Source organism: Gemmatimonadota bacterium (assembly GCA_041390105.1).
Lineage (GTDB): Bacteria > Gemmatimonadota > Gemmatimonadetes > Longimicrobiales > Gaopeijiaceae > JAGQIF01.
Map to the genome: position 1 here is coordinate 89,996 of JAWKQO010000003.1, position 26,258 is coordinate 116,253.

Genomic DNA, 26,258 nt, shown 5'->3' on the forward strand with positions numbered 1-26,258 from the left:
CCGCACCCTCGTTCAGCGCGCCTTCGTGCCCTTCTTCTCGCTGGCTTTCCTCAGGTTCTCCTCCGCCCGGTAGCGCACGATGCGGCCGATGAGCTCGAGCGGCATGGGCTCGGACAGGGGAAACTGGACCGAGCCCTTCCCACGGTCGTAGTGGGAAAGCTCCCGTTCGAAGGCCGCCATGCCGGAGGGCGTCGGGTACAGGCCGATGTGGTCGTTCCAGGCCGCGAAGTGCACCAGGATGCCCGCCAGCTTGAACGTGGGCATCTGGTAGCTGATCGCCTCCTGGGCGCCAGGCGCGGCGTCTTTGATCACCTCCCGTACCGCTTGTAGCACGGTCCGCACCTCCGGGGAGAAGCGCTCGATGTACTCATCGATGGTCGCGGGGGCGCGGGCGTCGTCCATCAACGATCCTCCGGCGGCAGGCGATCCAGTGCAAAGATCTCGACGGACTCCGTGCCCAGGTCGTCCGTGCTCACACCCACCAGGTAGGTGGCGTCGCTCTCCAGGGGCCGAAACCCCGAAGGGAGCAGCATCGGTGGCAGGCGGGTGCCTTGGCCATCGAATCGAGACCAGAGTGCCTGCCCCTCGACGGCAGGATCCGGCTCCCTCAGCCATGCCACGTCGTCGTTGCCGACATGTGCGGCGCTGTAGGCAGGCAGCGGACCCTCCTGCCACGCGTTCAGCTCCCTCTCGAGGAAGTCTCGCTGCTCGGGCGCCTGGCGCGACAGGTACTCCGCGACCGCCGCGGTCCAGGCGGGATCGCTCTTGTCACGCAGGGGGATCCTGCGGCGGACCCAGGTGGGGTCCTCCCCGTCGGGGCCCGTGACGCGGAACTCGTTCTGGTGCGAATCGAACCAGAACAATCGCTGGCGCCCGGGAAGGAGCTCGACCACGTGAGGGAGCGGCGGAGTCCAGAGGCCGATGCCCTGCCCTCCCTCGAAGACCTGCAGCAGCGTCTCGCTACCCTCGACCGACCCCAGAGCCGCCAGCGCCTTCCCCTCCGCGCTGACGTGCGAGTACGGTGCCAGGAAGCGCCGCACGCCTTGCTGGGGCATGCCCCCTCCCCCGGTGACCCCACGCACCACCAGCGACCCGTCCACGAAGATCCCGCGAACATTCCCCGGTGCGTCCGTCTCACCCACCGTCAGACTCCCCAGCAACGCGCCATCGGGGTCGAAGCGTTGCACCCGCCGCAGGCGGCTGTCGTAGACGGCCAGCGTCCCGTCCTCCAGTCGGCGCAGCACGTTCAGGGAACGGAACTCCCCCGGTCCCTCCCCCGCACCTCCACTCGTGCTGCGCAGCGCGCCGGAAGCGTCATACAGCCGCACCTCGGACGAGCCGCCATTCGCGACCACCACGCCCCCCTCCGGCAAGCGCACCGCCCCGGTGACCCGGAAGAGCGCCTCGTCTTCGATGCGCAGCAGCAGCGTCGGCCGGACGGGCTTCGAATCCGAATCCTCAGCGTGCTCGACGATGCGGATACCGGCACTGTCGCGCACTGCGACCGCGGACGCGCTTTCTCCCGCACCGCACCCGGAGAGGAGCCCCGCCCACGAGACGAAGAGCAGCGCAGAACCCGGCATTCTCATGCGTCCTCCTGCGCCTCCACGCCCGCCGCCCGGTAGGCCGCCAACACCTCGTCGGCGAAGCAGGCGAACACCACACGTTCCAGCGCACCCGCCCGCTCCGCCTCTGCACGCACCGCGGCCACCGCCACCCGCGTCGCCTCCCGCAGCGGATACCCGTAGATACCCGTGCTGATCGCGGGAAACGCGATGCTCGACAGTCCGTTCGCACGAGCCAACTCGAGGGATGCCGTGTAGGCCGACGCCAACAGCTCTGCCTCGCCTTCCACGCCTCCGTGCCACACGGGCCCCACCGCGTGGATCACATAACGAGCCGGCAAGCCGAACCCGGGCGTGATGCGCGCTTCCCCCGTGGGGCAGGGCGCCAGCGCGCGACAGGCCACCGCGAGGGAGGGACCTGCGGCACGGTGGATGGCGCCGCACACGCCTCCCCCGGGAGAGAGTTGCGCGTTGGCCGCGTTGACGATCGCATCCACGTCCAGCGTGGTGATATCCGCCACGACCGCTTCGATGATCACCGACACCCCCCGTACGGGAACACCGCCAGTCCCCCCACGGTCGCACGCCAACGATGCGCTGGCCAGCCTCGCGACGTCAGTTGGAGGTGCGCTCGCCCCGAGCAGCCGCCAGCCGCGCGGTGAGATCCAAGGTGGTGATGTGCATGTTGAGACCCGCCCCCACGCGGAACCCGAAGGACCCTTCCGTCGTGGCCGGGCTCTTGTCGAGGCGACCCAGCTCGACGTCGTTGACGCGGAAGATCATCTCGCTGGCCGTCACCTCGAGGGCGAGGGTGTTCGAAACGGTGCCCTCCGAGCGAAGGGGCGCGATCGCCTCGTTGCGCTCCCACTCGTGGATGGTGTGCAGCTCCTGCCCCAGCGTGTGCATGAGCGCCCAGGACCCATCCCGTCGGATGAGGAAGCTCATGTAGCTGGGCTGGCCGCCCTCCAGGGACGATCCACCGAACATGATCCCAAAGCCGGACTCACCGGACTCGGCGAACAGAATCATCTCCGAGCGGATCTCGAACCGCCCGCGGGCCGTGTACTCCGGATTGTAGAGGACGCCTCCCGGACCCATGGTGACGTGCCACCCAGGGGGCATGCCGACGAAGAACCACTCCCCCGAGGGCTCGGCGATCTCGTCGACGAGCCGGGCCGGCCGGTCGGTCCGCCAGCGCCATTCCGAAGGCGTGGTGAGCTGGGCGGCGGACGGGCTGGCCAGTGGGGCGAGCAAGAGGACGGAAGCAACGAGCGGTCGCAGCATGGAAACCTCGAACGGGACGGTCACAGTCGGGCCTGGACGATGGCGCGTCCGGTCCCTGCTGTATATGTGATATATTTATCACCTATATTGGCCCGGGGTGCTGGTTCGCGCAAGCCGTCTCACCGGAGGGGCCGGCGGGGAGCCGCCCGCCGCGCGGGTCCCGCGGGAGCGGGGCCCCCCGCGAGCTGGGACTACCGCGCCGCCGGAGCGGGCCCTCCGGCCGCTGGACCCGCCGCCGGCGCCGGTTCTTCCACGATCACCAGACGTGCCCGCGCTGTCGCCTTGGCGTGCACGACCAGGCGGTCGCGTTGCGGGTAGAGCCCGGTCACGTCGATGGACTCCACGGAGCCGATCAGCCGAACGTCGTCGCTCAGCTCGCGGTTCAAACCCCGGTTGATCTGCTTCTCGGCCAGCGCCAGCACGTCCGCCACCTCCCAGCGAGCGCGCTCGCGAAGCGTCTCCACCACCCCCGGATGGGCCAGCCAATCCATCCCCTGCACCAGCAGGCTCTGCGACGCCACGTCGAAGTCGAGGTCCGGCACGTGGATCATCCCCGTCGCTGGATCGAACTCCGGCGTCCCCCTCAGGAAGAGCCTGCCGCGAGCCGCACCGCGGAAGTTGAGCTCGAGCGCCAGCTTGCCCGCTCCGATCCCCCGCACAGAGATGCCACCGACCCTGATGGTGCCTCCGGGCAGCACGATCTCCTCACCGGCCAGCTCCACACTCATCCGCTCGCTGGCCGCCTGGTAGTCGATCATGCCGGCCGCCTGGATCTGGAGCCCCTCCTCGACGTGGGCGCTGTCCAGCTCCGGGAGCGGGCGGAGTTGCGGATGGGGGCGGGCTCCCCACACGACATGGGGCCGGGCCGTCAGACTCACCACCGCACTGAGGACCTGGCCGCTCCCTTCTGCCGTGCCCCGGTGCACCTGGCTCGGATCGATGACCAGCCAGACGTCGTCGTCCAGCTCGATCGGTTCCTGCAGCAGCCCCCACCACCTCTCGAACCGGCTGCGCAGGTCGATGCCGTGCAGCGCAGCGTCGACCTCCGGCAGATGGTCCGTCAACGCACGCTCCGCGGCCCCGATCACTCGATCGGTAACGTCGATGTTGAGGCGGGAGACCCGACAACGGTCCCGATCGGTGTCGGACAGGGGGGCCAGCCGTTCGACGCGTGCTCGTCCGCGCAACGCCCAGTCCGAGCCGATGCTCAGGCGCGCGCGCAGCGCCACCCGCGCCCGCGGCTCCGGTTCGCCGGCATCTGTCCCGCACGAAAAGCGGATCTCTGGCAAGACGGGAGGATCGTACCACGCCCTCGCCTTGTAGGAGATCACTGTGCTCAGACGCGCGACGTCTCCGTTCAGCTCCGCCCGGAACGGGCCCCGCCGGATCTCGTAGGCCACGTCCGCGCGATCATTCCCCTCGACGGGGATGCGTCGGGCCAGCGATCCCTGCGTATGCGGGATGACGTCTTCGAGCTTCTGGATCACCGGCGCGAGGTCGTAGGCGATCGGCACGGTGAGTACGGACGCTGGAAGCGGCGGAACCGACTCGTCGAAGTCGGCCACCTCGGGCTCGGGCGCCTCGATCCTCGGCGCGAAGAAGTTGCCCACGCCCAGCCCCAGACCGGTCCCCCGGAAGACGAGGGCCAACGCCGCCATGACCACCACACCCACTCCCACGAGGGCGGCGCTCGCGACCCGTCGCCATCCCTTCGGCCGAGGCAGTTGATGCGGGTCCTGGGTGGTCACCATCTGCGTGCGGTCCATGGTTCGTGACTGGGTCCTTCGCACATCCTATTGGGCCATCCCGACGCGCGGGGTTTCGTCCTCCCACAGCGAGACACTCCCAGCACCGGCCGCTTGCTGTCGCCGCACCATGCGGGCGTACTCCCCATTCGCCACCATCAGCTCACGATGCGTACCCCGCTCGACGATCCGGCCCTGGTCGAGGAGCAGGATGAGATCCGCGCGACGGATGGTGGAAAGTCGGTGCGCGATCACGAAAGTGGTGCGACCCTCGAGCAACGTGAGCATCGACGCCTGAATGAGTTGTTCGCTCTCCGTGTCGAGATTGCTGGTGGCCTCGTCCAGGATGAGAATCTGCGGATCCGCGAGAATGGCCCGCGCAATGGCAAGTCGCTGCTGCTGTCCACCCGAGAGCTTCACGCCTCGCTCTCCCACCAAGGTATCGTAGCTCTCCGGCAGTTTCTCGATGAACTCGTGCGCGTTGGCGCGGTGTGCCGCGTCCTCGATCTCACCCTGGCTGGCGTCGCGACGGCCGTACGCGATGTTGTCGGCAACCGAACCATCGAACAAGAAGACGTCCTGCTGCACGACGGCCAGCAGATCCCGGTAGCTCCGCAAACGCAAGGTGCGGATGTCGACACCATTGAGGAGGATGCGTCCATGCGTCGGGTCATGGAACCGTGCCACCAGATCCGTGACCGTCGTCTTGCCCGCGCCGCTGCGCCCCACCAGCGCCACGACGGTACCGCCCCGCACGGTGACGTCGAAATCCAGGATCACCGGCTGCCCCTCGCGGTATTCGAAGTCCACCCGTTCGAAGCGTAGCTCCTCCACGTGCGTTGGGGCCTTGGTGGCGCCGGGCAGGTCGGGTTTGTCCTCTTCCATGGCCAGTACTTCGAAGACGCGCTCCGTGGCCGCCAGGGAGCGCTGCAACTCCGAGAACGAGTTGACGATCTGCCACACGGGATTCAAGAGCAGAAACGTGTACCACTGGAATGCCATGATGTCGCCCACCGAGGCGCGGCCCTCCAGCGACAGATAGCCGCCGTACCAGAGGATGACCACGTTGACCGCGCCCAGCAGCAGTCCCCAGGAGGTCCATATGAACAACTCACGGCGACGGGCGAACATCTCCTTGCGCACCACGCCGTGGCGGCCGCTCATGTAGCTGAGCAGCTCGCGCACCTCGCCTCGGAAGGCGCGAACCACGCGGATCCCGGAGAACGTTTCGCCCACGCGGCCATCGATGAGCTCCACATCCTTGCGAACCGAGCGATAGATGGGGCGGATCCTGCGCGAAAAGGTCAGGCTGATGACCGCGATGCCGGGAAGGATGGCCACGGCGGTCAGGGCCAGCCGCCAGTTGAGGTTCAACAAGATCCCGATGGCGATGACCAGCCGAAGGACGGCAAGGGAGGGAGAGACGACCGCGAGCTGCAAGAGGCCGCTGGTGGTGTCGACGTCTCCTGTCAAGCGCGAGAGGATGCCCCCCGTCTTCATGTCCCAGAGCCGCGCCAGTGGCAGGCGCAGCAGCCGGTCGAACAACGAGCGACGGAGGGACAGCACGACCCGAGCATTGAGCACGTGCTGGCGATAGTCGCGGATCATCCGCACCAGATTCGACAGCACCACGACCGCCACGAACGATGCGCCGGCGAGGTGGAGCAGACGCAGGCGCGCGGCCCGCTCCAGCTCGGGGACCAGGAGCACGCGGTCGATCATGAACCGCATGAAGAGCGGCTCCACCATCTCGAAGGCCGCGCCGATCAGCGCCAGCACGAAGAGCACCACGACCGCGCTGCGGTGGGGCCGCAGCCAACTCAGGTAGTCGCGCAGATACTCGCGGCGCCGGCCCCGCAGCAGGCCACCCGTCTGGCTCTCGCGCCGCTCCCCACCTTCCTCGAGTGCGTCCTCCAGTCGGCGCGCCCGATAGTCCTCGACGAACTGCCGGTAGCGGAGCCTGGAGGACCGCGGAGGCTTCAGCCCCACACCCCCCCCAGCCAGAGTGCCACGAAGGCCCCGTAGAACAGCGCCATGGCCACGAGCGCCACGCGGCGCCACCACGACGGCCGCAGCGCGGGGGCGAGCACCGTGGTGTTCACCCGCAGCACGTGCAAGGACGAGATCACGAAGACCAGGCCCGCCATGTTGGCCCCGAGCTGCAGCAACACGATGGGTTGGGCCAGACGCAGCGCGACGATGCCCCAGGCCGCCAGCGCCACGAGCACCGTGTAGTAGACGATGCGCACGTCGCCACCCCGCCAGGCCCGCACCCTGCGACTGCCCGTCCAGAGGATGTCGGTGACGGAGCGAGCCATGCCTTCCAGGATGTCGAGCTGTGCCTTGAACAGCACCCATACCGCCATCATGGCCACGACCCCGCCGGCGAAGGGGCCGACTTTACCGGCCATGGCGTCCGCCAGCTCGGCCGCCACCGCCAGCCCGCGGATGTCGGTGCCGGCCTCCAGGAAGGTGACGTAGAGCACGGCCGGCAGGAACATGCCGAGCAGGGCTCCCAGAAAGTACACTCCCCACTGGTCGGCGCGTACGATGCGCCACCACCCCCTCCACCGCTCCATGGCCTCCGGCGTCGGCTCGAAGGTCGATCCGGTGTGGGCCAGATCCACCTTTTCGCCACCCACCGCCGACGGGATGTACCCGGTGACGGACCCCATGCCGTACCCCTTGTCCCGCGCCCAGCTCGAGAGCGACAGGTTGATCACGCCTCCGGCCCCGGAGTAGGCCGCAAATGCTCCGATCAAGAAGAAGTCGGCGCCAGCCGGGAACAGCTGGAAGGAATGCGCGGTGGGATCGTAGGCGAAGAAGCCGCTCACGCCTCGCGCCCAGATCTCACCGGGCACCAGGAGCGCGGCCAGGATCACGCCGCCCAACAGGATCGCGGACACCAGAATCCAGTTGAGCCATTCCAGCGTACGCTCGACCCGTTTACCGACGAGCAGGATGGCCACGCACGCCACGAACGTGCCGACGCCGATCCAGTACACGATGCTCGCCTGCTCCGGACCGGCGAGGTCGCGGACGAACAGGAAGAACACCGCGCCCGCCGCTGCGCCGGCCCAGCCGGGCCATCCTACCTGGAGAAAGTAGAGGAGCGCATACACGACAGCCCAGAAGCCGCTGCCCGGCCGCGTGCGCATGAACCCCGCGAAAACCGGCTCACCCGTGGCCAGCGTGTAGCGCATGAGCTCGGTGTTGAAGACCGTTTGTAGGAAGGCGGCGACCAGCGTGACCCAGAGCAGCGTCAGCCCGTATTGAACAAAGGCCGCGGGGCCCAGCAGGAACTCCCCGCTGCCGATCGAGGCCCCCAGGACGATGACCCCCGGGCCCACGACCCCGGCCCACTGCAGTCCTCGGGGCCTGGGAGGCTCCGGCAACTCGGCCGTGCGCAGAGGTGCGAGGCCACTGGTGGGTTCGGGCGCGATCATGGCACGTTCACTCGCGTAGGCGGGGGGCGGACCCCGGCGGTCGTCTCGGTGCCGGCGAAGAATGGGTCGGATCCGCCTCGTTCAACAACCACAGGCTCGCGGGCCGGCCCGGCGCAGGGCGGCGGCGCGGGTCTCACTCCCCAGGGAGCCTGCCCATGATCCTGACGAGACCGCGCGCCTGCGGCGCCGCCTGGCTGCTCGCCGCCCTTCCACTCGCCCCGCTGGCCGCCCAGGCCCCCGAACCCAGACCGGCCGACGTCTCCACCCTGGATGGCATCATCAGCGCCTACTACGACGTGGTGTCCGGTCCCACTGGGGAACGACCCGACCGGGAACGCGATCGCACGCTCCACCATCCGTCCGCGTTGGTCGGGATCGCGGGCGTCGACGCCGACGGACGCCCGACGCTGCGCACCATGACGCTCGACGAGTACCACGATGCCACCGGGGAGCCACGCCAGCAGGGCTTCTATGAAAAGGAGATCCACCGGGTGGTAGAGCGCTTCGGAAGCGTGGCCCACGTATGGAGCACCTACGCATCCAGCACCACGCCGGACGGAGCACCCTTCGCCCGCGGCATCAACAGCATCCAGCTGCGCTGGGATGGCGCACGTTGGTGGATCCTCTCCTGGTTCTTCGACGAAGAGCGACCGGACAACCCGATTCCCGAGCGCTACCTGCCGGCAGGGCTGGAGTCCTGAATACGCGCGCCGATGCGCGGACCCGCGCTTCCTGGCGGACCCGGCCCGGGAACCGACGCTGCCTCCCTCGCATTCCGTCTACACACCGCGGCCCCCGAGGGCCGGGCTGAGACCATAGACGCCGCGAGGCGAAGGAGTCGCACCATGAAGACCTGGACGCTCAGCGCTGCCTTGCTGGCCGGCGCGGCGACGTTGGCCGCCACCCCCGCCCCCACGATGGACATGTGGAACGTCGATCCGGCGCACACCGAGATCGGCTTCACCGCCAAGCACTTCTTCACACCGGTGAAGGGGACGTTCCGGGACTTCGACGTGCACCTGATCTACGACCCGGCGAACCCTGCATCCAGCAGCGTCGACGTGACCGTCCAGGTGGCCAGCGTGGAAACGGGGAACGAGCGAAGAAACACCCATCTCCAGTCGGGTGACTTCTTCGAGGCCGAGCGCTATCCGACCATCACGTTCAAGAGCACGGCGGTGCGTCGGGTGAGCGACAGCCAGCTCATTGCCTCAGGTGATCTGACGATCAAGGGGACCACCAAGCGCATCGAGCTGCCCATCACCGTACTAGGCATTCAGCAGATCCCCTCCGAGATGCAGGAGATGCTGGGTGGCGCCAAGCAGATCGCGAGCTTCTCCGCGGGCACCACCCTCGATCGCGGCGACTTCGGTGTCGGGACGGGCAGCTGGGCTGCTACGCTGGTCGTGGGTGGCGAAATCCAGATCGACATCGCTCTGGAAGCGAACCTGAAGTAGTGCTCCGGATCCGGCTCGGCCCCGCTTCAGCGGGGCCGGGCTAGTCCCCGGCCTCGAGCCTCACGCTGGCCTGGCCATTCCGGTCGAATGACACCTCGACCTGCCAGGGCCGGCAACAGACCGGGCAGTCCTCCACGTAGGTCTGAAGAGCCCCACCGTAGGGATCCAGCTCCACTTCCACGGGCTCGCCGCAGTACGGGCACCACCCGACGGCATCGAGATCCAGGCGTACGCCTTCGTCCCCTCGGTCCTCCGGGTCGGTCAGCCGGACCAGGGCGGAACGACCCCGTTCATGCGAGCATAGGCGATCGATTGCCCGAGATGTTCGTTCATATGGGCGACCAGCTGCATCAGGACCGCCCATGCAGGCACGGTCTGTCCATACAGCGTCGTCGTTTCGCCAAGCTCAGTAGCCGACATGTCCAAGGTGGCACGCTTCACGTGCTCGATCGAGCGGATCAGCAGCTTCTGCACCTCGGCCTTGTCGCGGATCGTCTCCATGGTGGCCAGGTCGACGTCGGCAGGCGCGGGAATGCCGAGGTTGTCCTGCAGGTACATGAAGTTGTAGCGGGCCACGTGCATGTAGACCTGCCCCACCTCCATCACGCCTGCGCCGGGCGACCAGGCATACGCCGAAGCGGGCATCGCCTCTGCCAACATCGTGAACTTGGCGGAGGACTGTTGGAAGTGACCCATGATCTGATCGCGGAAGGTCGCTTCGGACTGCGCGCTGACAGCGGAGGTGCCGAGCATCCAGGTCAGGGCGGCGGCTCCCAGCGTTCGCTTCATGTGTCTCTCCTGTGTGCGGTCCCTCACAGCGTGGTAAACTGCGTTATCCATCGCTCCCGATCCCGGTGCGGACGGGCACGGGGTTGTTGGGGTCCTCGTAGGGGCGCAGGTGCTCCTCGAGGAAGGTCCAGGTACGGTTCCAGGAATCTCGCTGAGCCGGTGAATCCACGCGCTCCAACGTCTCGGGATCCACGCGTCGACTGAAGGCGTGACCGATGCTCCGGCCCCAGGGTGCGGGATCCACATAGATCTTGGTCTCGGTGAGGTCCGGTTTGGTTGCCCGTAGCTTGTAGACCAGCATGGACGCTTCTTCGAAGTTCACGTCCTGGTCGTTGGTGGCGACGTGCACGAGGAGTGGGGTCCTCAGGTTGTCGACACGGTAGTAGGGCGAGCGCTCTTTGTAGATCTCGCGCTGTTCGAAGGGCAGACCCTCGATCCGTTCCTGGGTCGCGAAGCTCCGTTGGTAGCCCGGCCCTTTGAAGGACAGTCGGAAGATCAGATTCGTGACCGGCACCAGCGCCGCGCCCGCTTGGAACGGGTGCTGGTCCCGCGTGACCGACATGATGGTGATGTACCCGCCGTGACTCCATCCCATCATGCCCACGCGCTCTGGATCCACATGGGCCAGCTCGGACGTGAGGTAGTCGTAGGCGGAGATGACGTCGTCCACCTCGTAGCCACCGTAGTCGATGGCGCGGTGGTGCTCCTCACCGTACCCCGTGCTTCCCCGGTACTCCGGCGCGATGACCACATAGCCACGCTCGACGGCCTCGCGCACGAAGGGCCACATGGACTGACCCCAGTTCCCGTGCACCCCTCCGTGCACCCAGATCATGGCCGCGTGTCCGCGGGCACCGCGCTTGTTCAGCGGCTGGAAGAGGTACGCAGGGATCTCCATCCCGTCGATCCGGCTTCGGTAGGTGATCTTCCGATAGTCGACCACGCCCCGGGTCACCGCCTCGTAGATGCTGTCCGTGCGGGCCTTGGCGGCGACATCGGCTGCATAGTCCCGGTCGGGGTGGTCGTCCCAGCGATCGCTCACGTAGAGCTCGCGGGCGCGCTCCGGGTCCATGCGGATCTCCCGACCGTTCTGCTGAGCGGACGCGCCCAGGGGAGAGGCCGCCGCGCACAGGGCCAGTGCCCCGATGAGGGTGGGGGTGCGCAGCGCTCGAGTGACCTGACGGGTGGAAGACATGAGTCGCGAGTCCTGTAGGCGGGTGGGTCGGTACGGCAGGATCCGGCCCGGGGGGGATCGGTGTCAATGTCCCCCTGTCGCACGAACGCCATCGCGAGGCGTGCGTGCGGCGACAGGGCATAAAGCGCCCAAACGAGGGCGATCTGCAAGGACACCCCTTTCCGCCGCACCCACGCCACGAAACGCTATCTTATTGACATCATTGATGTTATGAAGCCACACCCCGGGGTGGATCGACGGCATGGGATTGGCACCCGCAGTGGGTGGTGCATTGGTCGTCTCCCCGGTTGGTGGTGGAGTTGGACAGGTGAAGCTGGAGCCCTCATCCCTCGTGCGATCCCGGTACGGGGTGAGCCTGTTGGAAATGCTCGTGACCCTGGCGATCGCCGGCGTCGTGCTCTCCAAGGCAGTCTCCGCCGTCGGAGAGGCGCGCGCCGCGACCGGCGTGCGCACCGCTGCCGAGGCCTACGCCTCCATGGCCCACCTTGCCCGCGCTCAAGCGGTCGAGCATGGCACGACGGTTTGGTTCCGGACCAGCGTCGCGGCGGACTCGGCCTGGATCGAGCGCTCGGGGCAGGTCACGCAGGGCAAGAACTTCAGCCGGGATTACGGGGTCGACCTCCGCTCGGCCACGCCCGTGATCAGTGTCTGCTATACCCCCAAGGGCTATTCCGACCCTGACTGCGGGAGCTTCCAGGTCGAGATCGACATGAGCGTCCGGAGCGGGACGCACTACGAAGCCATGACCTGGCTTCCGATGGGGCAGCTCCTCCGATGAGTAGGATGGTGGACGCGCGGCCGTCCGGAACCAGCGGCTTCACGCTCGTGGAGCTTCTGGTTGCCATCATGGTCTTCTCGCTGGGCGCCGCCGGCATGGCTGGCGTGACCATGGTCCTGGTCCGGGAGTCCACGCTGGCGGGCATGAAGACTCGGCGGACCGCCGCCGCGACCGCGGCGGTCGAGCAGCTGCGCGCATTGCCCTACGATAGCCTGCGGGCTGGCTCCGACTCCTTGATGGGCTACCACACCTACTGGACGCCCATGCTCTCCCCGTCCGGCGACGCGCAGATCATCACACTGGTCACGGTGGGTCCAGGCTTCCGCTCCACGTCGGGAGGCCCACCCATGGCCACCGCCGACGTCCCGGACACGTTCGTCTACCGGATCCTGGAGCCGTGAGCACCATGGACCGCAAGGGGTTCACCCTGATCGAGATGCTCATCGTCTCCGTGGTGGGAGCGGTAGTCGTCATTTCGATGTTCCAGATGATCGTGGGACAGCAGCGCGCGTTCACCCTGCAGGCCGCCACCTTGGATGCGCGCCAGACCCTGCGGGCGGGGCTCGAGCTCATGGCCAACGAGCTGCGCGAGGTGAGCGCGTTGGGAGGAGATGTCCTCACGATCGACGACGACTCCATCCAGGTGCGCTCCATGCAGCAGATGGGACTGGTGTGCGCGGTGTCCCCGTCCAGTCCCGTCATTCGTGTGCGCACCCTGGGCTCGTGGTTCGAGGCGGGGGACTCCGTGTTCGTGTTCGCCGACAACGACATCGACGCCGCGGCCGACGATGTCTGGCTCACTGGCCGCCTCACGACCGTCGATACGACCGCAACGTGTGGCACGCAGCCCGCGCAAGAACTGACCCTGGACGCGAACCTGTCCCTGGCCGCCTCGGTCGACAGCATCCGCATCGGAGCGCCGGTCCGGGCTTTCCAAGGCTTCACCTACGGCCTCGTCTCCAGCACGCGCGGATGGTTCCTGGCTCGCTGGGACGGGGTGACGGTCTCCCGCATCGTCGGGCCCCTGCGAGCGCCAGGTGAAGGGCTGCAACTCGAGTACTTGAACGACCTGGGCGTGGCGACGGGGGTACCTGGCGACGTCCGTCAGGTGCGCGTCACAGTACGCGCCGACCGGAGCGTGTATCGCAATGACGGAAGCATGGTCAACGACTCGCTCACAACGTTGATCCAGCTACGCAACTGAGGAACCACCACGAGTGACGAAGGTCATGTACACCGCAGATCCCGATCGACGCGGCTTCGCGCTGCCGGCCGCGCTGCTGACGCTCATCATCCTGGGAGTCCTCACTACCACAGGACTGTTCTCGGCCCGCCAGGAGCTTCACACCGGCACCGCGGGCGAGCGCGCCACGGAGGCGCTCTACATCGCTGAATCCGGCCTGACCCAGGTCATGGACGAGTGGCGCTCCCAGGACCTGGCCGGCGTCCCGGTATGGGGGTCCGTTACATACTCGGACACCACGAGCTACGGGATCTGGACGGTGAGTGTGACCAAAGGCACCGATCGGCTCTTCTATCTGGAGAGCGAGGGCGAGGTCACACGCGGCGGGGCCTCGGCCAGTCGCCGCGTCGGCATGATCGCCCGCGTCCGCTCCGCGGTCTTCGAGCCGCGCTCCGCTTTGATGACGCGGGGCAACGCCAGCGTCAGGGGCAACGCCGAAGTCCACGGGGAAGACCAGCACCCTCCCAACTGGGCGGGCGTGTGCACGGGGCCGCTGAACGACAAGCCCGGCATCATCATCAACGACTCCACCGCCGTCGGCACCGTAGGGCAGGGGCAGGTCACCGGCTCGCCCGCGGTGCAGGCAGACCCCACCCTGACCACTGACTCCTTCCGGGAGTTCGGTGAGATGGACTGGGAGGAGGTCACCGCCCTCGCCGACAAGGTCAGCCCGCCCGGGAGCATCAACAACACGTTCCCCGCCGATGACGGAGCCGGGCACTGCTACACCGGACTTCCCTACAACTGGGGAGACCCGACCGATCCCACGGCGCCCTGCGGGGGCTACTTCCCCATCATCCATGTCCCGGGCGATCTACACATCCAATCCGGCGGCGTGGGTCAGGGCATCCTGCTCGTCGACGGGGATCTCGATCTCCGGGGCGGCTTCGTGTTCCACGGCATCATCATCGCGCAGGGGAACTTCGAGACGCAGGGAAGCGGCAACCGCGTGTTCGGAGCGGTGTTGGCCTCCAATGCGGACTTCGACAACCAGTCCCTGGTCGGGGGGTCCGTGGTGCAGTACTCCAGCTGTGCGGTGAGCCAGGCGATCGAGAACAACCCTCAGCTCAATCGCGCCCGCCCTCTCCGGTCCCGCGCCTGGGTGGACGCCTCGGCGGTGCGTCGCTAGGGAAGCGCGGGTCACCCGCGCGCGGGGGCTCGCTGGAGACTTCTTCGGAGACGTCCAGCTTCAAGGGATGAGCACGGTCGAGCCGGTGGTCTGGCGGGCCTCCAGGGCCCGGTGGGCATCCGCCGCCTTCGCGAGCGGAAAGCGCTGGGCGATCTCCAGCCGCACTGCTCCGCGAGCCACCACGTCGATGACATCGGCTGCGTTGGCCTGCAGCTCCTCGTCCGTCGTCACGTAGGCCGCCAGGCCTGGGCGCGTCACGTAGAGCGAGCCCTTGCGAGCGAGAATCCCCAGGTCCACGCCGGTCACCGGACCCGATGCGTTTCCGAAACTGACCAGCAGTCCGCGCCTCTGCAGGCAGTCGAGCGAGGCCTCGAAGGTGGACCGTCCGACACCGTCGTAGACCACCGGCACCTTCTCACCTCCCGTGATCTCGCGCACACGCTCGGCCACATCCTCGGTGTTGTAGTTGATGCAGTGGGCGTATCCGTGCTCTATCGCCAACGTGCACTTCTCGTCCGAGCCCGCGGTCCCGATGGCGGTGGCACCCAACGCCGCTGCCCATTGGCCCGCGATGAGGCCCACCCCTCCCGCTGCCGCATGGAACAGGATGGTCTGCCCGGGGCGCACGGCGAAGGTCTCCTTGAGCAGGTAGCGCACCGTCATGCCCTTGAGCATCACAGCCGCCGCCGTCTCGTCCCCGATGGAGTCGGGCAAACGCACCAACCGGCCCGCGGGCGCGTTGCGCGCCTCGGAATACGCACCGATGGGCCCGTTGCCGTAGGCGACCCGGTCCCCGACCGCCAGGGTGGTCACGCCCGCGCCCAGCGCCTCGACCACTCCCGCCGCCTCCATGCCCAACACGGTGGGCAGGGGCACCGGGTAGAGGCCCTCGCGATGGTAGGTGTCGATGAAGTTCAGCCCGATCGCGGTATGACGGATCCGCACCTCTCCCGGTCCGGGGGGCCCGAGCTCGACGTCCTCGTAGCTTAGGACCTCCGGTCCCCCCGTTCGATGGATGCGAATCGCCTTCACAGTGTGCCTCCTTCGGCGTCAGGCCTCGGCGGGCGCCTGCCGGGCGAAGCCCGGCGGCGGTTGGATCCGTAGAGTGGAAGGTAGCCATGCGAGGGCGGCCTCGCCTGTTAGATTTCCAGTCCCAATCGACCCCGAGCAGGAGATCAGCACCATGGGCCTCATGGACAACGTCAAGAAAGGCATCGCCAAGGCGAAGGAGGAGGCGCAGGAGCTGGCCCAGGTCACCAAGCTCAAGGCCGAGATCACACGGCTGAACGGGCAGCGCCGCGACCTCTTCCGCGAGATCGGCGAGGAGGTGTATTCGCTGTATCAGCGGAGCGAGCCCATCCCCGGCTTCGAGACCAAGTGTGACGCGCTCGCGGCCATCTCCGAAGAGGTTGCCCGCAAGGAAAAGGACATCGAGGAGCTTCGCGCGCAGTAGCCTCCCTCGCGCGGTCCTTGGCACGGATCGGACTGGTTCGGCACATTGGCCCGCCTCCTCCCTGGCCTGCCGAAACCGGAGATGCGGATGGCGTGGTATAGCGGGATCGCCGGCCGCTTTGGGCCGAAGACAGTTTTGGAAGCGGCTCGAGAAGGCGCGGTCCATCGGTTGGACCACCTTCTCGCCAGTGGCAAAGAGCCTCCCGACCGCAGCACCTGGGAAGACCTGCTGGACGCTGCGATCCGGCTTCCGCCGAACATCGACCGACTGGAGACGGACCGGCGCAACCTCCCTCGGCCCGGCCTCCTCGAAGTCCTGCTGCGCCACGGAGCTCCGTACGATCGATCGACTCTTTGGGCCGCCTGCCGGGAGTTGAACGCCAGGGCGGTCGCGGCGCTTCTCGGCAAGGCACGAGGGGATGGGCGCGACTTCGTCGACTCCCCCGTGATCTCACAGGCCTTTGCCTCGCTCCTCGATGGCGTGGCCGACGAGAATCGCGGCCGCCGCAGCTTCGCCATGGGCAGGGCAACAGCGGAGGTGCTGCTCGCGTTCGGCGCCAATGTCAACGCACGAGACGACCTGGGAAACTCCGCTGCCGATCGCTTCGGCCGCGGTGGAACGCAGTCGAGGGAGTTCGAGGAGTTCCTGACGGGCGCCGGGGCCAGGCCGAGCACTCCCGAGGAGAGGATCGACTCGATCGTCGAGAGCGCCCGCCGTTGGAAGACCTGGCTGAGCGAGGCAGCGAGGGGGGAACATCAGCCCATCCCCGAGGACATGGACGGCTACGCCGTTCAATCGCTCGACTTCAAGGGCTTCGTGACGGGTGTGCTCGACTCCCCGGCCACGAGTCACGCGGCAGAGGGGCGGAGCGTGAGTTGGTCGGCCGTGGTCGGCGATCTGGCCACGTGCCTACGCCGGGCGATGGAGTGCGACGCCCGAACGATCGTCGACCTGTTGGATCGCCGCCTCTGGGCGGTTTGCCAAGGGTGTGGATCTGCGGTCAACGGCGATGCCATCCAGACCGTCGCGGCGGCCCAATCGGCAGGGGCCCTAGCCACGGCCGATGAGCGGCTCGCGCGATTGGTACGCGGGTCCTGCGCTCATTGTGATGGAGTCCTCTTGATCCTCTGCTGGCAGGGGGACACCGAGCACCGCGGGAAGTTGGCCGCCCTCAACCGCTCCCACAGGAGACGCCCTTCCTCTCTCGGCGGAACCGGATGACCCTCGCGCACTCCGCCACCCTCCCGGCCGTCAGCGATCGAGTCGCCGCGTTTCCGGGAGTCCTCGGTAGTAGGCGAGACCCATGCTCCTGATCATCGGTGCCGTCGCCTTCGGCGTCTCGCTCCTGACCCTGTTCTCGGGGTTCGGGCTGGGCACGCTGCTCCTGCCGGTCTTCGCCCTGTTCTTCCCCGTCGAGACCGCGGTCGCGGCCACAGCGCTCGTCCATGGCGCCAACTCCTTCTTCAAGGTCGGGCTGCTGCGGAGGGAGATCGATCGGTCCGTGCTGGTGCGCTTCGGGTTTCCGGCAATCGGGTCTGCCCTGGTGGGCGCGTGGGTGCTGACCCGCCTGTCCAACCGGGGCGCGCTCCACACCTGGGGCCTGGGAGGTCGGGAGATGACCATCACTCCGGTGGGCGTGGTGATGGGGGCTCTGATCCTCGGCTTCTCGGCCTTCGAGCTCGTTCCCCGGCTGCGAGACCTGCGGGCTCCGCCGCGCGCGTTGCCCCTGGGTGGGGTGTTGTCGGGCTTCTTCGGCGGCCTGTCCGGGCATCAAGGCGCGCTCCGCGCCGCGTTTCTCACGCCGCTCGGGCTTTCTCCGGCTGCATTCGCGGCCACCCAGGCGAGCCTGGCCGCGTTGGTGGACGTAGCCCGTCTGTCGGTCTACGTGTCGGGCTTCCTCGCGGGCACGCTGGCAGGGCCCGCCTCACGGGAGCAATGGACCGCGGTAGCGGTCGGAACCCTTTGCGCGTTCGCCGGCGCCCTGGTGGGACGGCGCCTGCTGGGCAAGGCCACCATCCGAGGGATCCGCACGCTCACCGGACTCCTGCTCCTTCTGGTCGGAGCGGGGCTGCTCAGCGGCCTGCTCTGACCCTGCGGCCCAACTCCCGCACCGTCTCGACGAATCCGTCCATGTGCTCGGTGCCTGTGCGCCAATTGACGAGCGCGGGGCGCAGCGCCACGCGGCCCTCCAGGACGGTCGTCCCCGCGAAATAGCGTCCGTCGGCCACGATCGCCTCGCCCAGCGCGCGGTTCACCTCGTTCAGCGCTGCTTCATCCAGATCGCCCGGATGGAAACGGAAGCACACGATGTTGAGCGGTACGTCCGCCAGTCGCTCCAGGTCGGGCGCCTGGTCCACCCGCCGCGCCAGGTGCTGCGCCAGGTCGAGGTGGTGCTCGACCATCGTGCGGTGCCCCTCCCTACCGTACGCCTTGAGCGTCGCCCAGACGGCGAACGCGCGCGCGCGTCGCGAGCTCTCGGGTCCCAGGACTCCGAAGTTGGGCCTGGGATCGTCCGGCTGCTGCAGGTAGGCTGCCGAATACGCGAAGCTGCGCTGCAGGAGTCCCTTGTCCCGCACGAAGGCGTACCCGCTGTCGTAGGGCACATTCAGCCACTTGTGTCCATCCGTGATCACGGAGTCGGCGCGCTCGACCCCTTCCACCAGATGGCGGGTGCGGGGGCTGATGCGCGCGAACAGACCGAAGGCCCCGTCCACGTGCAGCCAGGCCCCGTGGCGTTCGGCCAGATCGGCGAACGCCGCGATCGGGTCGAAATCACCGGTGTTGACCTCTCCGGCGTTGGCGATGAGCACCGCGGGCGCACCGTCCAGGGACCGGAGAGCCCGCTCCAACCCGGGCAGATCCACTCGTCCACGTGCATCTCGCTCGAACGTCCGTACCGAGGCTCGACCAACGCCCAGCAGCCCCATGACCTTCACGGCGCTGGCGTGTACGTACCCGCTGGTCAAGACGGGCAGGGGCGGCGCGCCACTGAGCCCCTGCAGGGCCGGATCGATCCCCGTGCGCTCGCCCCACCACTGCCGCGCCGCCGCCAAGGCCACGAAGTTGGCCATGGTGGCGCCCGTGGTCATGACGCCGGTCCAGGAAGGCGGCAGCTCGAACAGCTGCTTCAGCCACTCCAGGGAGCGCTGCTCCAGCAGGGTGGCCAGCGGCGAGGACAACCAAGCGTAGGCCGCCTGGTCGTAGGTCACGGCCAGCAGATCCGCACCGAGCGCGGCGGGCGTGGTGCCACCCATCACGAAGTGGTAGTTGCGCGGCCCCCCGGAGTGCAGAAGCGCCGGGGCACCGCGCCCGATCAGCTCTTCGAGCGCCTCCAGCGCTCCGCTACCGACCTCCGGGAGAGGCTCGTCGAAGTGTGCGAGCGCCTTCTCGGGGTCGCCCGTCCGCGCCGGCGATTGGTCCAGCCTCGCCAGATAGGCGGATGCCTCCTCCATCACCAGCGCGAGGACCGACGGGATCTCGTCCTGCTTCGGCTGCGTGCCCTTCCTGGTGTCGTCCATCTTCCAACATCGTCGTGGCCGCCAGCCCGGGGAAGCGACCGGCGGCCCTGGACACCCCCAGGAACCCGATCTAGAATCGGGGCCGCTCCGGGGGTGGAACCTCCCCCCGGAGACCATCGGAGTTCTTCGACCCCGGTCGGCGGACCAACCCTTGGTCAGAACGGTCGCGTCGAAGGGATCCGACGCGACCGTTCGGCGTCTCGGAGGGCGACGCCGGCGGGTCAGGCACACCAGCCCGCTACGCAGGAGGCTTGAGCGAGTGATCACGGTCGACGGAGTGACCAAGCGCTTCGGCGATCTCACCGCGGTCGACGCGGTCAGCTTCGAGATCGATCGCGGAGAAGTGGTGGGCTTTCTCGGACCCAACGGCGCCGGAAAGACCACGACCATGCGCATGCTGACCGGGGGCCTCGAGCCGGACGAGGGTACGATCCGCTTCGACGGACGCCCGCTCCAGGACGACGTGGTGGGCGCCCGGCGCCGCATCGGCTTCCTTCCCGAGTCCAATCCCCTGTACGAGGACATGCTGGTCTGCGAGTACCTGGAGTACACGGGCCGGCTGCGCGACCTCGCTGGTCCGGACCTCGTGCGCGCGGTGCGGGACGCCGCCGAGGAGACGGATCTGAGCGCCGTGTTCTTCCGGCCCATCGCCGAGCTCTCCAAGGGATACCGGCAGCGCGTCGGGCTGGCCGGCGCCATCCTGCACCGCCCGGAGCTGTTGGTGTTGGACGAGCCCACGGAAGGGCTCGACCCCAATCAGCGGGTCGAGATCCGCAAGCTGGTCAGCACGCTGGGACGCGAGCGTACCGTTCTGCTCAGCACCCACGTGATGGCCGAAGTCGAAGCGACCTGCTCTCGATTGCTCATCCTCGCGGGCGGGGCCCTGGTCGCCGACGGCACGGTGCAGGAGCTGGCCGCAGGACGCAGAGGTGGGGCGACCCTGGTGATCGAGGCGGAAGGTGACCAGGTGGAAGCCACGCTGCGCACGTTGAGCGGCGTGTCGACCGTCGCGGCAGACCCGGTCGAGGGACGCGTGCGCGTCACGTTGACCACGACCGGTGACACCGAGCTGCGTCCTCGGATCTTCGCGCTTGCCAAGGAACACGGCTGGGTGTTGTGGGAGCTGCACCAGGAGCGGGCCAGCCTCGAGGACCTCTTCCGGCAATTGACCGCGGGAGGAGAGCCCCGATGAAACACGTGTGGACGCTGGCACGGCGTGAGCTCAAGGGGTTCTTCGATCACCCCACTGCCTACGTGCTCCAGATCGCGTTCCTGGCGTTGGCGCTGTTCCTGGCCGTGCGCAGCATCTACGCGAACTCACTCGCCACGCTGCGCCCCCTCTTCGATCTGCTGCCGTGGTTGCTGGCCATCTTCGTGCCGGCCGTGACCATGCGGTCCCTGGCGGAGGAGCGGCAGACGCGCACCCTCGAATGGCTCATGGCCCAACCGTTCGACGAGCGCACGGTGGTGCTGGGGAAGTTCCTGGGGAACTGGTTGTTCGTGGTCTTCACCCTGGCCTGTACCCTTCCCTTGGCTGCCGGAGTGCTGCTCGCCTCGGATGCGGACCCTGGCATCGTCGTCGCACAGTATCTCGGATCCGCGCTTCTGGCTGCGCTCCTGGTGGCGCTGGGATTGTGGGCCTCGTCGGTGACGCAGAACCAGATCACGGCGTTCATTCTCGCCACCGCCCTCAGCCTCACTCTGGTGCTGATCGGCGCCCCGGTGGTGCGGGTAGGACTCCCCCCCAGGGTGGCCGCTCTGCTGGGCGAGCTGGGCGTGGTCCGGCACTTCGAGGGAGTAGCCCGGGGCGTCATCGACCTGAGGGATGTTCTCTACTTCATGGCCGGGACGGTCCTCTTTCTCGTGCTCGCCGGCTTCTTCCTGGCCAAGGACCGCCTGAGCCCGACACGCGCCGGCTTCCGCCGGCTTCGCGTGGGGACTGCCGCCGCTGCGGTATTGGCGCTAGTGGTGAGCCTGGCGGGCTCCAATCTCCCCGGACGCCTCGACCTGACGAGGGGCAACCTGTACACGCTCTCGGCAGGCACCCGGACGATCGTGGCGGGACTCGACGATCTCGTGACCATCAAGCTGTTCATGTCCCGGGAGCTCCCCCTGGAGATCCAGTCCACGGTCCGCGACGTGCGGGACCTGGTCGCCGACTTCCAGCGCGCGTCCGACGGTAGGCTCCAGGTCGGCGAGCTCGATCCTGACCAGGACGAGGCCGCGGCCGAGGAGGCCCGCTCCTTCGGTATCACACCGATTGAGTTCAATGTGCTCAGGGACGACGAATTCCAGGTCAAACGCGGATGGTTCGGCCTGGCGGTGCAGTACGCAGACAAGAGCGAGGTCATTCCGCTGGTCGACCGCACGGACGATCTCGAGCTGCGCCTGGCCAGCGCCATCACCACCATGACCCGGGAAGGCATGCCCGTGGTCGGATGGGCCACCGGCTTTGGCATGCGCGGGCAGTTCGAGTTCCAACTCGCGCGGCAGGTCCTCTCCGAGCGCTACCAGATCGAGGCCGTGAGCCTCCAGCCCGACAGCAGCGGGGTGGTCGAATCCATCGAAGGCGTCGATGTGCTCCTGATTGCCACCCCTACCGCGCCGTTGGATCCGGCTGCCGTATCACGTGTGCGCGAGTTCGTGGACGCCGGACATCCGGCCCTGCTTCTGGTCAAAGGTCTTCAGCTCTCACCACAGGCGCCCACCACGTTGCCCGTGACCACGGGGCTGGAGGAGTTCCTGAAGGAGGAAGGCGTCGAGCTGAGCACCGATGTAGCGTTCGACCTTCGGTCCAGCCAACGGATCTCCATGGGGCAACAGGGCATGTTCTCCCTGATCCGCAGCTACGCCTACTGGCCCATCGCGTTCCCCGCGGCGGAGCACCCGACGGTGCGCGATCTGAGCTCACTCACGTTCGGCTGGCCCTCGCCGCTGATCATCACCGACAGCGCCCACGTGACGCCGCTGTGGACCACCACGGAGGCCGGCGGCTCCGTCCCCGCCGGGAGCTCGGTCGCACCTGAGATCCCACTCGCTCCCGACGCAGCGTCACTCTCCCCGCAGATCCTCGCCGCCGCCGTCGACGGGGATCGTGCCGGGGGAGCCGGCAGGCTGATCGTGGTGGGTGACGCCTCGTTCCTCGAAGACCAGTTCCTGCGGGCCGACCCACAGGGGGTCGCCTTCCTGGCCAACGCCGTGGATTGGCTCGGGCAGGACGAGAGCCTGATCGACATCCGCTCCAAGAACAGAGTGCCCCCACCGCTGGTCTTCTCCTCCGACTGGGGCAAGAACGTGCTCAAGTGGGGTTGTCTGGTGGGAATCCCCGCCTTGCTGGTGCTGCTGGGCGCGGTGCGGGTGGGCGGCCGCGTGAGCCGAGCGCGCAGACAATGGGGGGAAGCGGCATGAGCGAACGCACGCTGAAACGGATCCTGATGGCGCTGGCCGTCGCCCTGGTCGTCTACTCGGTCCTGGGGATCGTGCAGCGCGTGCGTCGTGGCTCGAGCGGTGGTGGCGCCGGGTTCGCGCGCGTGCTGCAGAGCATCGACACCGCTGCGGTCCGCGCGATCCTGCTGAGGGGGCCCACGGACTCCCTGGCGCTGGAACGGGCCGGCTCGGGCTGGACCGTCAACGGCTACGAGTCGGATCCGGAGGCCGTCACGCGATTCCTGCGGGCGCTCGCGTCCTCGGACGTGGCCGGTGTGGCCGCCAACAACCCCGCGAACCACGAGCGCCTGGGCGTGGCAGGGCCAGATGCGTGGACGCTTCGTCTGGAGACGGTCGACGGGCATCCGTACGAGATCATCCTGGGGAAGACGGGCACTCGCTTTGGCACCGCCTTCGCCCGCTTGCCCGGCGAGGATGCCGTGGTGAGCCTGGTGGGCGATTTGAGGCCCAGCACCGTCCGTTCCCTGGACCAGTGGCGCAACAAGAACGTGGCCGCAGTCGACACCGCCCGCGTGGCCACCATTCAGGTCGAGACCGGGTCGGGCGGCTACACCCTCAACCGCGACGCCTCCGCCTGGACGCTCGGGGCGGCAACGGCGGACTCCTTTACGGTTGCCACAGTGCTCGGCGAGATCTCCCGGATCAGCGCGACGGGCTTTCCCACTCCCTCCGAGGAACCGGCTGGAGAGCGGCGTACGCTCGTGGCGATCGCCAACGAGGGCGATACTCTTCTGGCGCTCGAGGGGTGGGTGGCACCAGAGACGTTCGTGGTGCGGCGTGCAGGAAGCGGGACGCTCTACGAGCTCTCGCAGTGGCGTGGTGACCGGATGATGCCGCCGCCGGACTCCCTGCGGCCGCGCTGAGCCGCCCGCCAAACGCTGGACACGTGGGGCACCGCCGGTACGGAGTACTGCGACGCATCAGACCTCGCTGACGATCTCCCAGGCGGGCCACTCCTGCCAGCGACCGCGTGTGAAGTCAGGGAAGTCCTGGGGCGCTCCGCCCTGGGCCACGGACTGTCTCGAGAGATCGATGACCGCGGACAGAGCGGCTGCGTCGTAGACGTTCATGTCCGTGGGGAGTCCGTTGCGCAGACAGTAGATCAGTCGCTGATCCTCCAGAAAGTCCATCCCGCCATGGCCGGGGCGTTCCGCCTGCTCCGCGAGCTCGCGCACCCAGAGCGGATGCTCGTAGCGGTCCCGGAACTCCTCGATCGTGGACCAACTGTGCGGGTCGCTCATGCCTTCCACGTAGACCCGATCCGGATAGCCCTGGAACAGTCCCTTGGTCCCCTGCACGGTATGGATGCGGGAATAGGGGCGCGGCAGGTTGGTGTCGTGACCGACGTAGATCGTCCGCCCCAGCGCCGTCTGGATCAGGCTGACGTTCACGTCTCCCAGCGCGTAGCTCTCCTGACGCTTGGGATGCCCCTCCGGATAGTGCTCGCGGGCCCACTCCTGCAGCCCGCGAGACGGGCTGCTCATGGAGACCAGCGTCTGGAAGCGGTCGCCGCGGTTGATGTCCATGCAGTTGGCCACCGGCCCCAGTCCATGGGTCGGGTAGAGGTTCGCGTTGGTGGTCTTGGACCACTCCCGGCGCCAGAGGCCCTCGCCCTCGTCAGCGAACTTGATGTCGCGGAGGTCGTGCAGGTAGCCGCCTTCACCGTGCAGGATCTCGCCCAGCACCCCCTGCCGGACCATGTTGAGGACCATCAGCTCTGAGCGGCTGTAGTTGCAGTTCTCCATCATGACGCAGTGGCGCTGGTGCCGTTCCGCCGCCTCGACCAGCGCCCAGCAGTCCTCCAGCGTCAGCGCGGCCGGCACTTCCGTGGCGGCGTGCTTCCCGTTGCTCATCGCCGCCAGACAGATCGGGACATGGAAGTCCCAGGGCGTGGCGTTGTACACGAGGTCGAGATCGGCCTCCGCGCACATGCGCTCGAAGTCCCGCTCGCCCCGGGTGTAGAGCTCCGGCGGCGCCTGTCCCTTCTCGACCGCCCAGGTCCGGGCCCGCTCTGCATGCTCCGGCCGAATATCACAGACGGCTACCAGATCGACGCCGGCGATCTCGAGCAGGTTGCGGACGTGGACGGATCCCATCCCGCCTACCCCCACGAATCCGACGCGGACCCGTTCGAGTGCGGGCGCCCGGAAGGGTTCCGCCGGCGCAGCGGTGGCAACGCCACTGGCGGCACTGGCGCCCGCCGCAGCCTCTGAGCGGCAGCCCGTCGTCAACGCAGCCGCACCGAGACCGACAGCTCCAAGCTTGAGCCACTCCCTACGTCCCCACTCCTGCGGTGCGCGTCCGTCCATCGGTTCTACTCCTCCGCTCAGAGCTTCGCTGAGGTCACTGAAACAGGTTGAGCTGCATCGGCAACGGTGGGCGCAGCGGATCGGCAATTCGTACCGAGTCGCTCCGGCGCCGACCCGAAAACGGCCAGGGCGGCACCCGCGTGACCACCTGTCGGAGCGAGGTGCGATGGCGAATGGGGTGGTGGGTGCACGCGACCGGTTCGCACCCCGCGATCCGCGCCCACCGCTTCCAGGACGCGCCGTGTCCCTGCCTCCCGCTGAGGAGGTAGTCGGCCGCGTGTGCCATCTCGTGGGCGAACGTCTCCACGAGCTCTCGGTCGTTCCCCGCGAGGAAGAGGTCCACGTTGAGTGCGAGCTCGATCACGACGCGGCGTCCGAAGCGCAACCCAGGCACCATCTGGCCCAGTCGGGAGACCATCCGTCCACTCACCCGCACGGGCAGGTCGTCCGGCAAAACCCCAGCAAAACGCTGACGATTCAGGTGTCGGTACATGCGGCGGAGGAAGCTGCGTTGGGCCTCCGAACCGATACAGGGCCCCGGCTCCAGGCGAAGCAGCCGCGGGTCCCCCGACTGGATCGCCAGCTCCTCCATCGCCGACTCCAACCCGGGCCAGTTGCGCACGATGGCGGTGGCTCGCCGGTAGGAGGCCGAGGTGCCGCGGGCGCTCGATGCGATGACCGCGAACGCCTCCAATACCTGCTTCGGTGCCCGGCGATATCCGACGTGAAGGTTGAGCACGCCGCCGTCCTGGGTGAGCGACCAGATGGTGCTCCGGTTGGCTCGGAAGCGCACGTGCTTGAGGTGTTTGGCACCACGCTTGCGAAGCAGCGCCAGAATCTCGGTTTCCGAATGAGACGCGGCCACCGGTGAACACAAAGCGGAAGGTGAGTCAGACTGGG

General features: G+C 67.9%; 26 protein-coding genes. 12 read left to right on the plus strand and 14 right to left on the minus strand.

The window, feature by feature from the left end:
- Positions 1-12: 12 nt before the first annotated feature.
- The 7 genes from R3E10_13505 to R3E10_13535 form a co-directional block, all read right to left on the minus strand.
- Positions 13-402, minus strand: coding sequence for a DUF1801 domain-containing protein (locus tag R3E10_13505; protein ID MEZ4416759.1), 390 nt, complete (start codon positions 400-402; stop codon positions 13-15).
- Entirely contained in the window at positions 402-1,589 is a 1,188-nt protein-coding gene (locus R3E10_13510) for a hypothetical protein (GenBank protein MEZ4416760.1), read from the minus strand. Before R3E10_13510 ends, R3E10_13505 begins: the two co-directional genes overlap by 1 nt.
- Positions 1,586-2,110, minus strand: coding sequence for an O-acetyl-ADP-ribose deacetylase (locus R3E10_13515; GenBank protein MEZ4416761.1), 525 nt, complete (start codon positions 2,108-2,110; stop codon positions 1,586-1,588). Before R3E10_13515 ends, R3E10_13510 begins: the two co-directional genes overlap by 4 nt.
- Before the next feature lie 70 nt (positions 2,111-2,180).
- Positions 2,181-2,849 carry a hypothetical protein gene (locus R3E10_13520; protein MEZ4416762.1) on the minus strand — a complete coding sequence of 223 codons (669 nt, stop codon included), beginning with the start codon at positions 2,847-2,849 and terminating at the stop codon, positions 2,181-2,183.
- 191 nt (positions 2,850-3,040) lie between these two features.
- Complete coding sequence (locus tag R3E10_13525) at positions 3,041-4,615, minus strand: DUF4403 family protein (protein MEZ4416763.1); 1,575 nt, start codon at positions 4,613-4,615, stop codon at positions 3,041-3,043.
- Positions 4,616-4,642: 27 nt separating this feature from the next.
- Positions 4,643-6,583, minus strand: coding sequence for an ABC transporter ATP-binding protein (locus R3E10_13530; GenBank protein MEZ4416764.1), 1,941 nt, complete (start codon positions 6,581-6,583; stop codon positions 4,643-4,645).
- On the minus strand, positions 6,574-8,040 hold the full coding sequence (locus tag R3E10_13535) for an Nramp family divalent metal transporter (protein ID MEZ4416765.1): 1,467 nt from the start codon (positions 8,038-8,040) through the stop codon (positions 6,574-6,576). The genes R3E10_13530 and R3E10_13535 overlap by 10 nt, the downstream gene beginning before the upstream one ends.
- 155 nt (positions 8,041-8,195) lie before the next feature.
- Between R3E10_13535 and R3E10_13540 the strand changes: the two genes are divergently transcribed.
- Positions 8,196-8,741: a hypothetical protein gene (locus R3E10_13540; protein MEZ4416766.1), complete on the plus strand. Its 546-nt coding sequence runs from the start codon at positions 8,196-8,198 to the stop codon at positions 8,739-8,741.
- A 144-nt stretch (positions 8,742-8,885) separates the two neighbouring features.
- The gene (locus R3E10_13545; protein MEZ4416767.1) at positions 8,886-9,497 is read left to right on the plus strand and encodes a YceI family protein; all 612 of its coding nucleotides are present in this window, start codon (positions 8,886-8,888) and stop codon (positions 9,495-9,497) included.
- A 40-nt stretch (positions 9,498-9,537) separates the two neighbouring features.
- On the opposite strand, the gene R3E10_13550 is transcribed toward R3E10_13545, so the two are convergent.
- The 3 genes from R3E10_13550 to R3E10_13560 are packed head-to-tail and all read right to left on the minus strand — an operon-like array spanning position 9,538 to position 11,481.
- Positions 9,538-9,723 carry a CPXCG motif-containing cysteine-rich protein gene (locus tag R3E10_13550; GenBank protein MEZ4416768.1) on the minus strand — a complete coding sequence of 62 codons (186 nt, stop codon included), beginning with the start codon at positions 9,721-9,723 and terminating at the stop codon, positions 9,538-9,540.
- Between the two features lie 35 nt (positions 9,724-9,758).
- Entirely contained in the window at positions 9,759-10,286 is a 528-nt protein-coding gene (locus R3E10_13555; GenBank protein ID MEZ4416769.1) for a DinB family protein, read from the minus strand.
- A gap of 43 nt (positions 10,287-10,329) precedes the next feature.
- Complete coding sequence (locus R3E10_13560; protein MEZ4416770.1) at positions 10,330-11,481, minus strand: prolyl oligopeptidase family serine peptidase; 1,152 nt, start codon at positions 11,479-11,481, stop codon at positions 10,330-10,332.
- A gap of 241 nt (positions 11,482-11,722) precedes the next feature.
- Here R3E10_13560 and R3E10_13565 point away from each other — a divergent pair, with 241 nt between their 5' ends.
- The 4 genes from R3E10_13565 to R3E10_13580 are packed head-to-tail and all read left to right on the plus strand — an operon-like array spanning position 11,723 to position 14,631.
- Positions 11,723-12,259, plus strand: coding sequence for a prepilin-type N-terminal cleavage/methylation domain-containing protein (locus R3E10_13565; GenBank protein ID MEZ4416771.1), 537 nt, complete (start codon positions 11,723-11,725; stop codon positions 12,257-12,259).
- The gene (locus tag R3E10_13570; protein ID MEZ4416772.1) at positions 12,256-12,660 is read left to right on the plus strand and encodes a prepilin-type N-terminal cleavage/methylation domain-containing protein; all 405 of its coding nucleotides are present in this window, start codon (positions 12,256-12,258) and stop codon (positions 12,658-12,660) included. The genes R3E10_13565 and R3E10_13570 overlap by 4 nt, the downstream gene beginning before the upstream one ends.
- Before the next feature lie 5 nt (positions 12,661-12,665).
- Positions 12,666-13,463 (plus strand): prepilin-type N-terminal cleavage/methylation domain-containing protein, encoded by a 798-nt coding sequence (locus R3E10_13575; GenBank protein MEZ4416773.1) that lies wholly within the window; start codon positions 12,666-12,668, stop codon positions 13,461-13,463.
- Between the two features lie 13 nt (positions 13,464-13,476).
- Positions 13,477-14,631: a hypothetical protein gene (locus tag R3E10_13580; protein ID MEZ4416774.1), complete on the plus strand. Its 1,155-nt coding sequence runs from the start codon at positions 13,477-13,479 to the stop codon at positions 14,629-14,631.
- Between the two features lie 60 nt (positions 14,632-14,691).
- Here R3E10_13580 and R3E10_13585 read toward each other — a convergent pair whose 3' ends face one another.
- Positions 14,692-15,663 carry a quinone oxidoreductase gene (locus R3E10_13585; GenBank protein ID MEZ4416775.1) on the minus strand — a complete coding sequence of 324 codons (972 nt, stop codon included), beginning with the start codon at positions 15,661-15,663 and terminating at the stop codon, positions 14,692-14,694.
- A gap of 151 nt (positions 15,664-15,814) precedes the next feature.
- On the opposite strand from R3E10_13585, the gene R3E10_13590 reads away from it, so the two are divergent.
- The 3 genes from R3E10_13590 to R3E10_13600 all read left to right on the plus strand — a co-directional run bounded on the left by R3E10_13590 (position 15,815) and on the right by R3E10_13600 (position 18,173).
- Positions 15,815-16,084, plus strand: a complete 270-nt coding sequence (locus tag R3E10_13590) for a hypothetical protein (protein ID MEZ4416776.1) — start codon at positions 15,815-15,817, stop codon at positions 16,082-16,084.
- 87 nt (positions 16,085-16,171) lie between these two features.
- Positions 16,172-17,305, plus strand: coding sequence for a hypothetical protein (locus R3E10_13595; GenBank protein ID MEZ4416777.1), 1,134 nt, complete (start codon positions 16,172-16,174; stop codon positions 17,303-17,305).
- An 82-nt stretch (positions 17,306-17,387) separates the two neighbouring features.
- Positions 17,388-18,173 (plus strand): sulfite exporter TauE/SafE family protein, encoded by a 786-nt coding sequence (locus R3E10_13600; protein MEZ4416778.1) that lies wholly within the window; start codon positions 17,388-17,390, stop codon positions 18,171-18,173.
- Here R3E10_13600 and R3E10_13605 read toward each other — a convergent pair.
- On the minus strand, positions 18,157-19,602 hold the full coding sequence (locus tag R3E10_13605; protein ID MEZ4416779.1) for a pyridoxal-dependent decarboxylase: 1,446 nt from the start codon (positions 19,600-19,602) through the stop codon (positions 18,157-18,159). The genes R3E10_13600 and R3E10_13605 overlap by 17 nt on opposite strands.
- Before the next feature lie 259 nt (positions 19,603-19,861).
- On the opposite strand from R3E10_13605, the gene R3E10_13610 reads away from it, so the two are divergent.
- Genes R3E10_13610 through R3E10_13620 form a run of 3 tightly spaced genes read left to right on the plus strand, consistent with a single transcriptional unit; the run spans position 19,862 to position 23,912 of the window.
- Positions 19,862-20,794 carry an ATP-binding cassette domain-containing protein gene (locus R3E10_13610; protein MEZ4416780.1) on the plus strand — a complete coding sequence of 311 codons (933 nt, stop codon included), beginning with the start codon at positions 19,862-19,864 and terminating at the stop codon, positions 20,792-20,794.
- Positions 20,791-23,010 (plus strand): Gldg family protein, encoded by a 2,220-nt coding sequence (locus R3E10_13615; GenBank protein MEZ4416781.1) that lies wholly within the window; start codon positions 20,791-20,793, stop codon positions 23,008-23,010. The genes R3E10_13610 and R3E10_13615 overlap by 4 nt, the downstream gene beginning before the upstream one ends.
- Positions 23,007-23,912, plus strand: coding sequence for a DUF4340 domain-containing protein (locus R3E10_13620; protein MEZ4416782.1), 906 nt, complete (start codon positions 23,007-23,009; stop codon positions 23,910-23,912). The genes R3E10_13615 and R3E10_13620 overlap by 4 nt, the downstream gene beginning before the upstream one ends.
- Before the next feature lie 57 nt (positions 23,913-23,969).
- Here the strand turns inward: R3E10_13620 and R3E10_13625 are convergent, their stop codons facing one another.
- Together R3E10_13625 and R3E10_13630 are read right to left on the minus strand one after the other, a co-directional pair.
- Positions 23,970-25,358 (minus strand): Gfo/Idh/MocA family oxidoreductase, encoded by a 1,389-nt coding sequence (locus tag R3E10_13625; GenBank protein MEZ4416783.1) that lies wholly within the window; start codon positions 25,356-25,358, stop codon positions 23,970-23,972.
- A 34-nt stretch (positions 25,359-25,392) separates the two neighbouring features.
- Positions 25,393-26,223, minus strand: a complete 831-nt coding sequence (locus tag R3E10_13630; GenBank protein MEZ4416784.1) for a SprT family zinc-dependent metalloprotease — start codon at positions 26,221-26,223, stop codon at positions 25,393-25,395.
- Positions 26,224-26,258 lie beyond the last annotated feature (35 nt).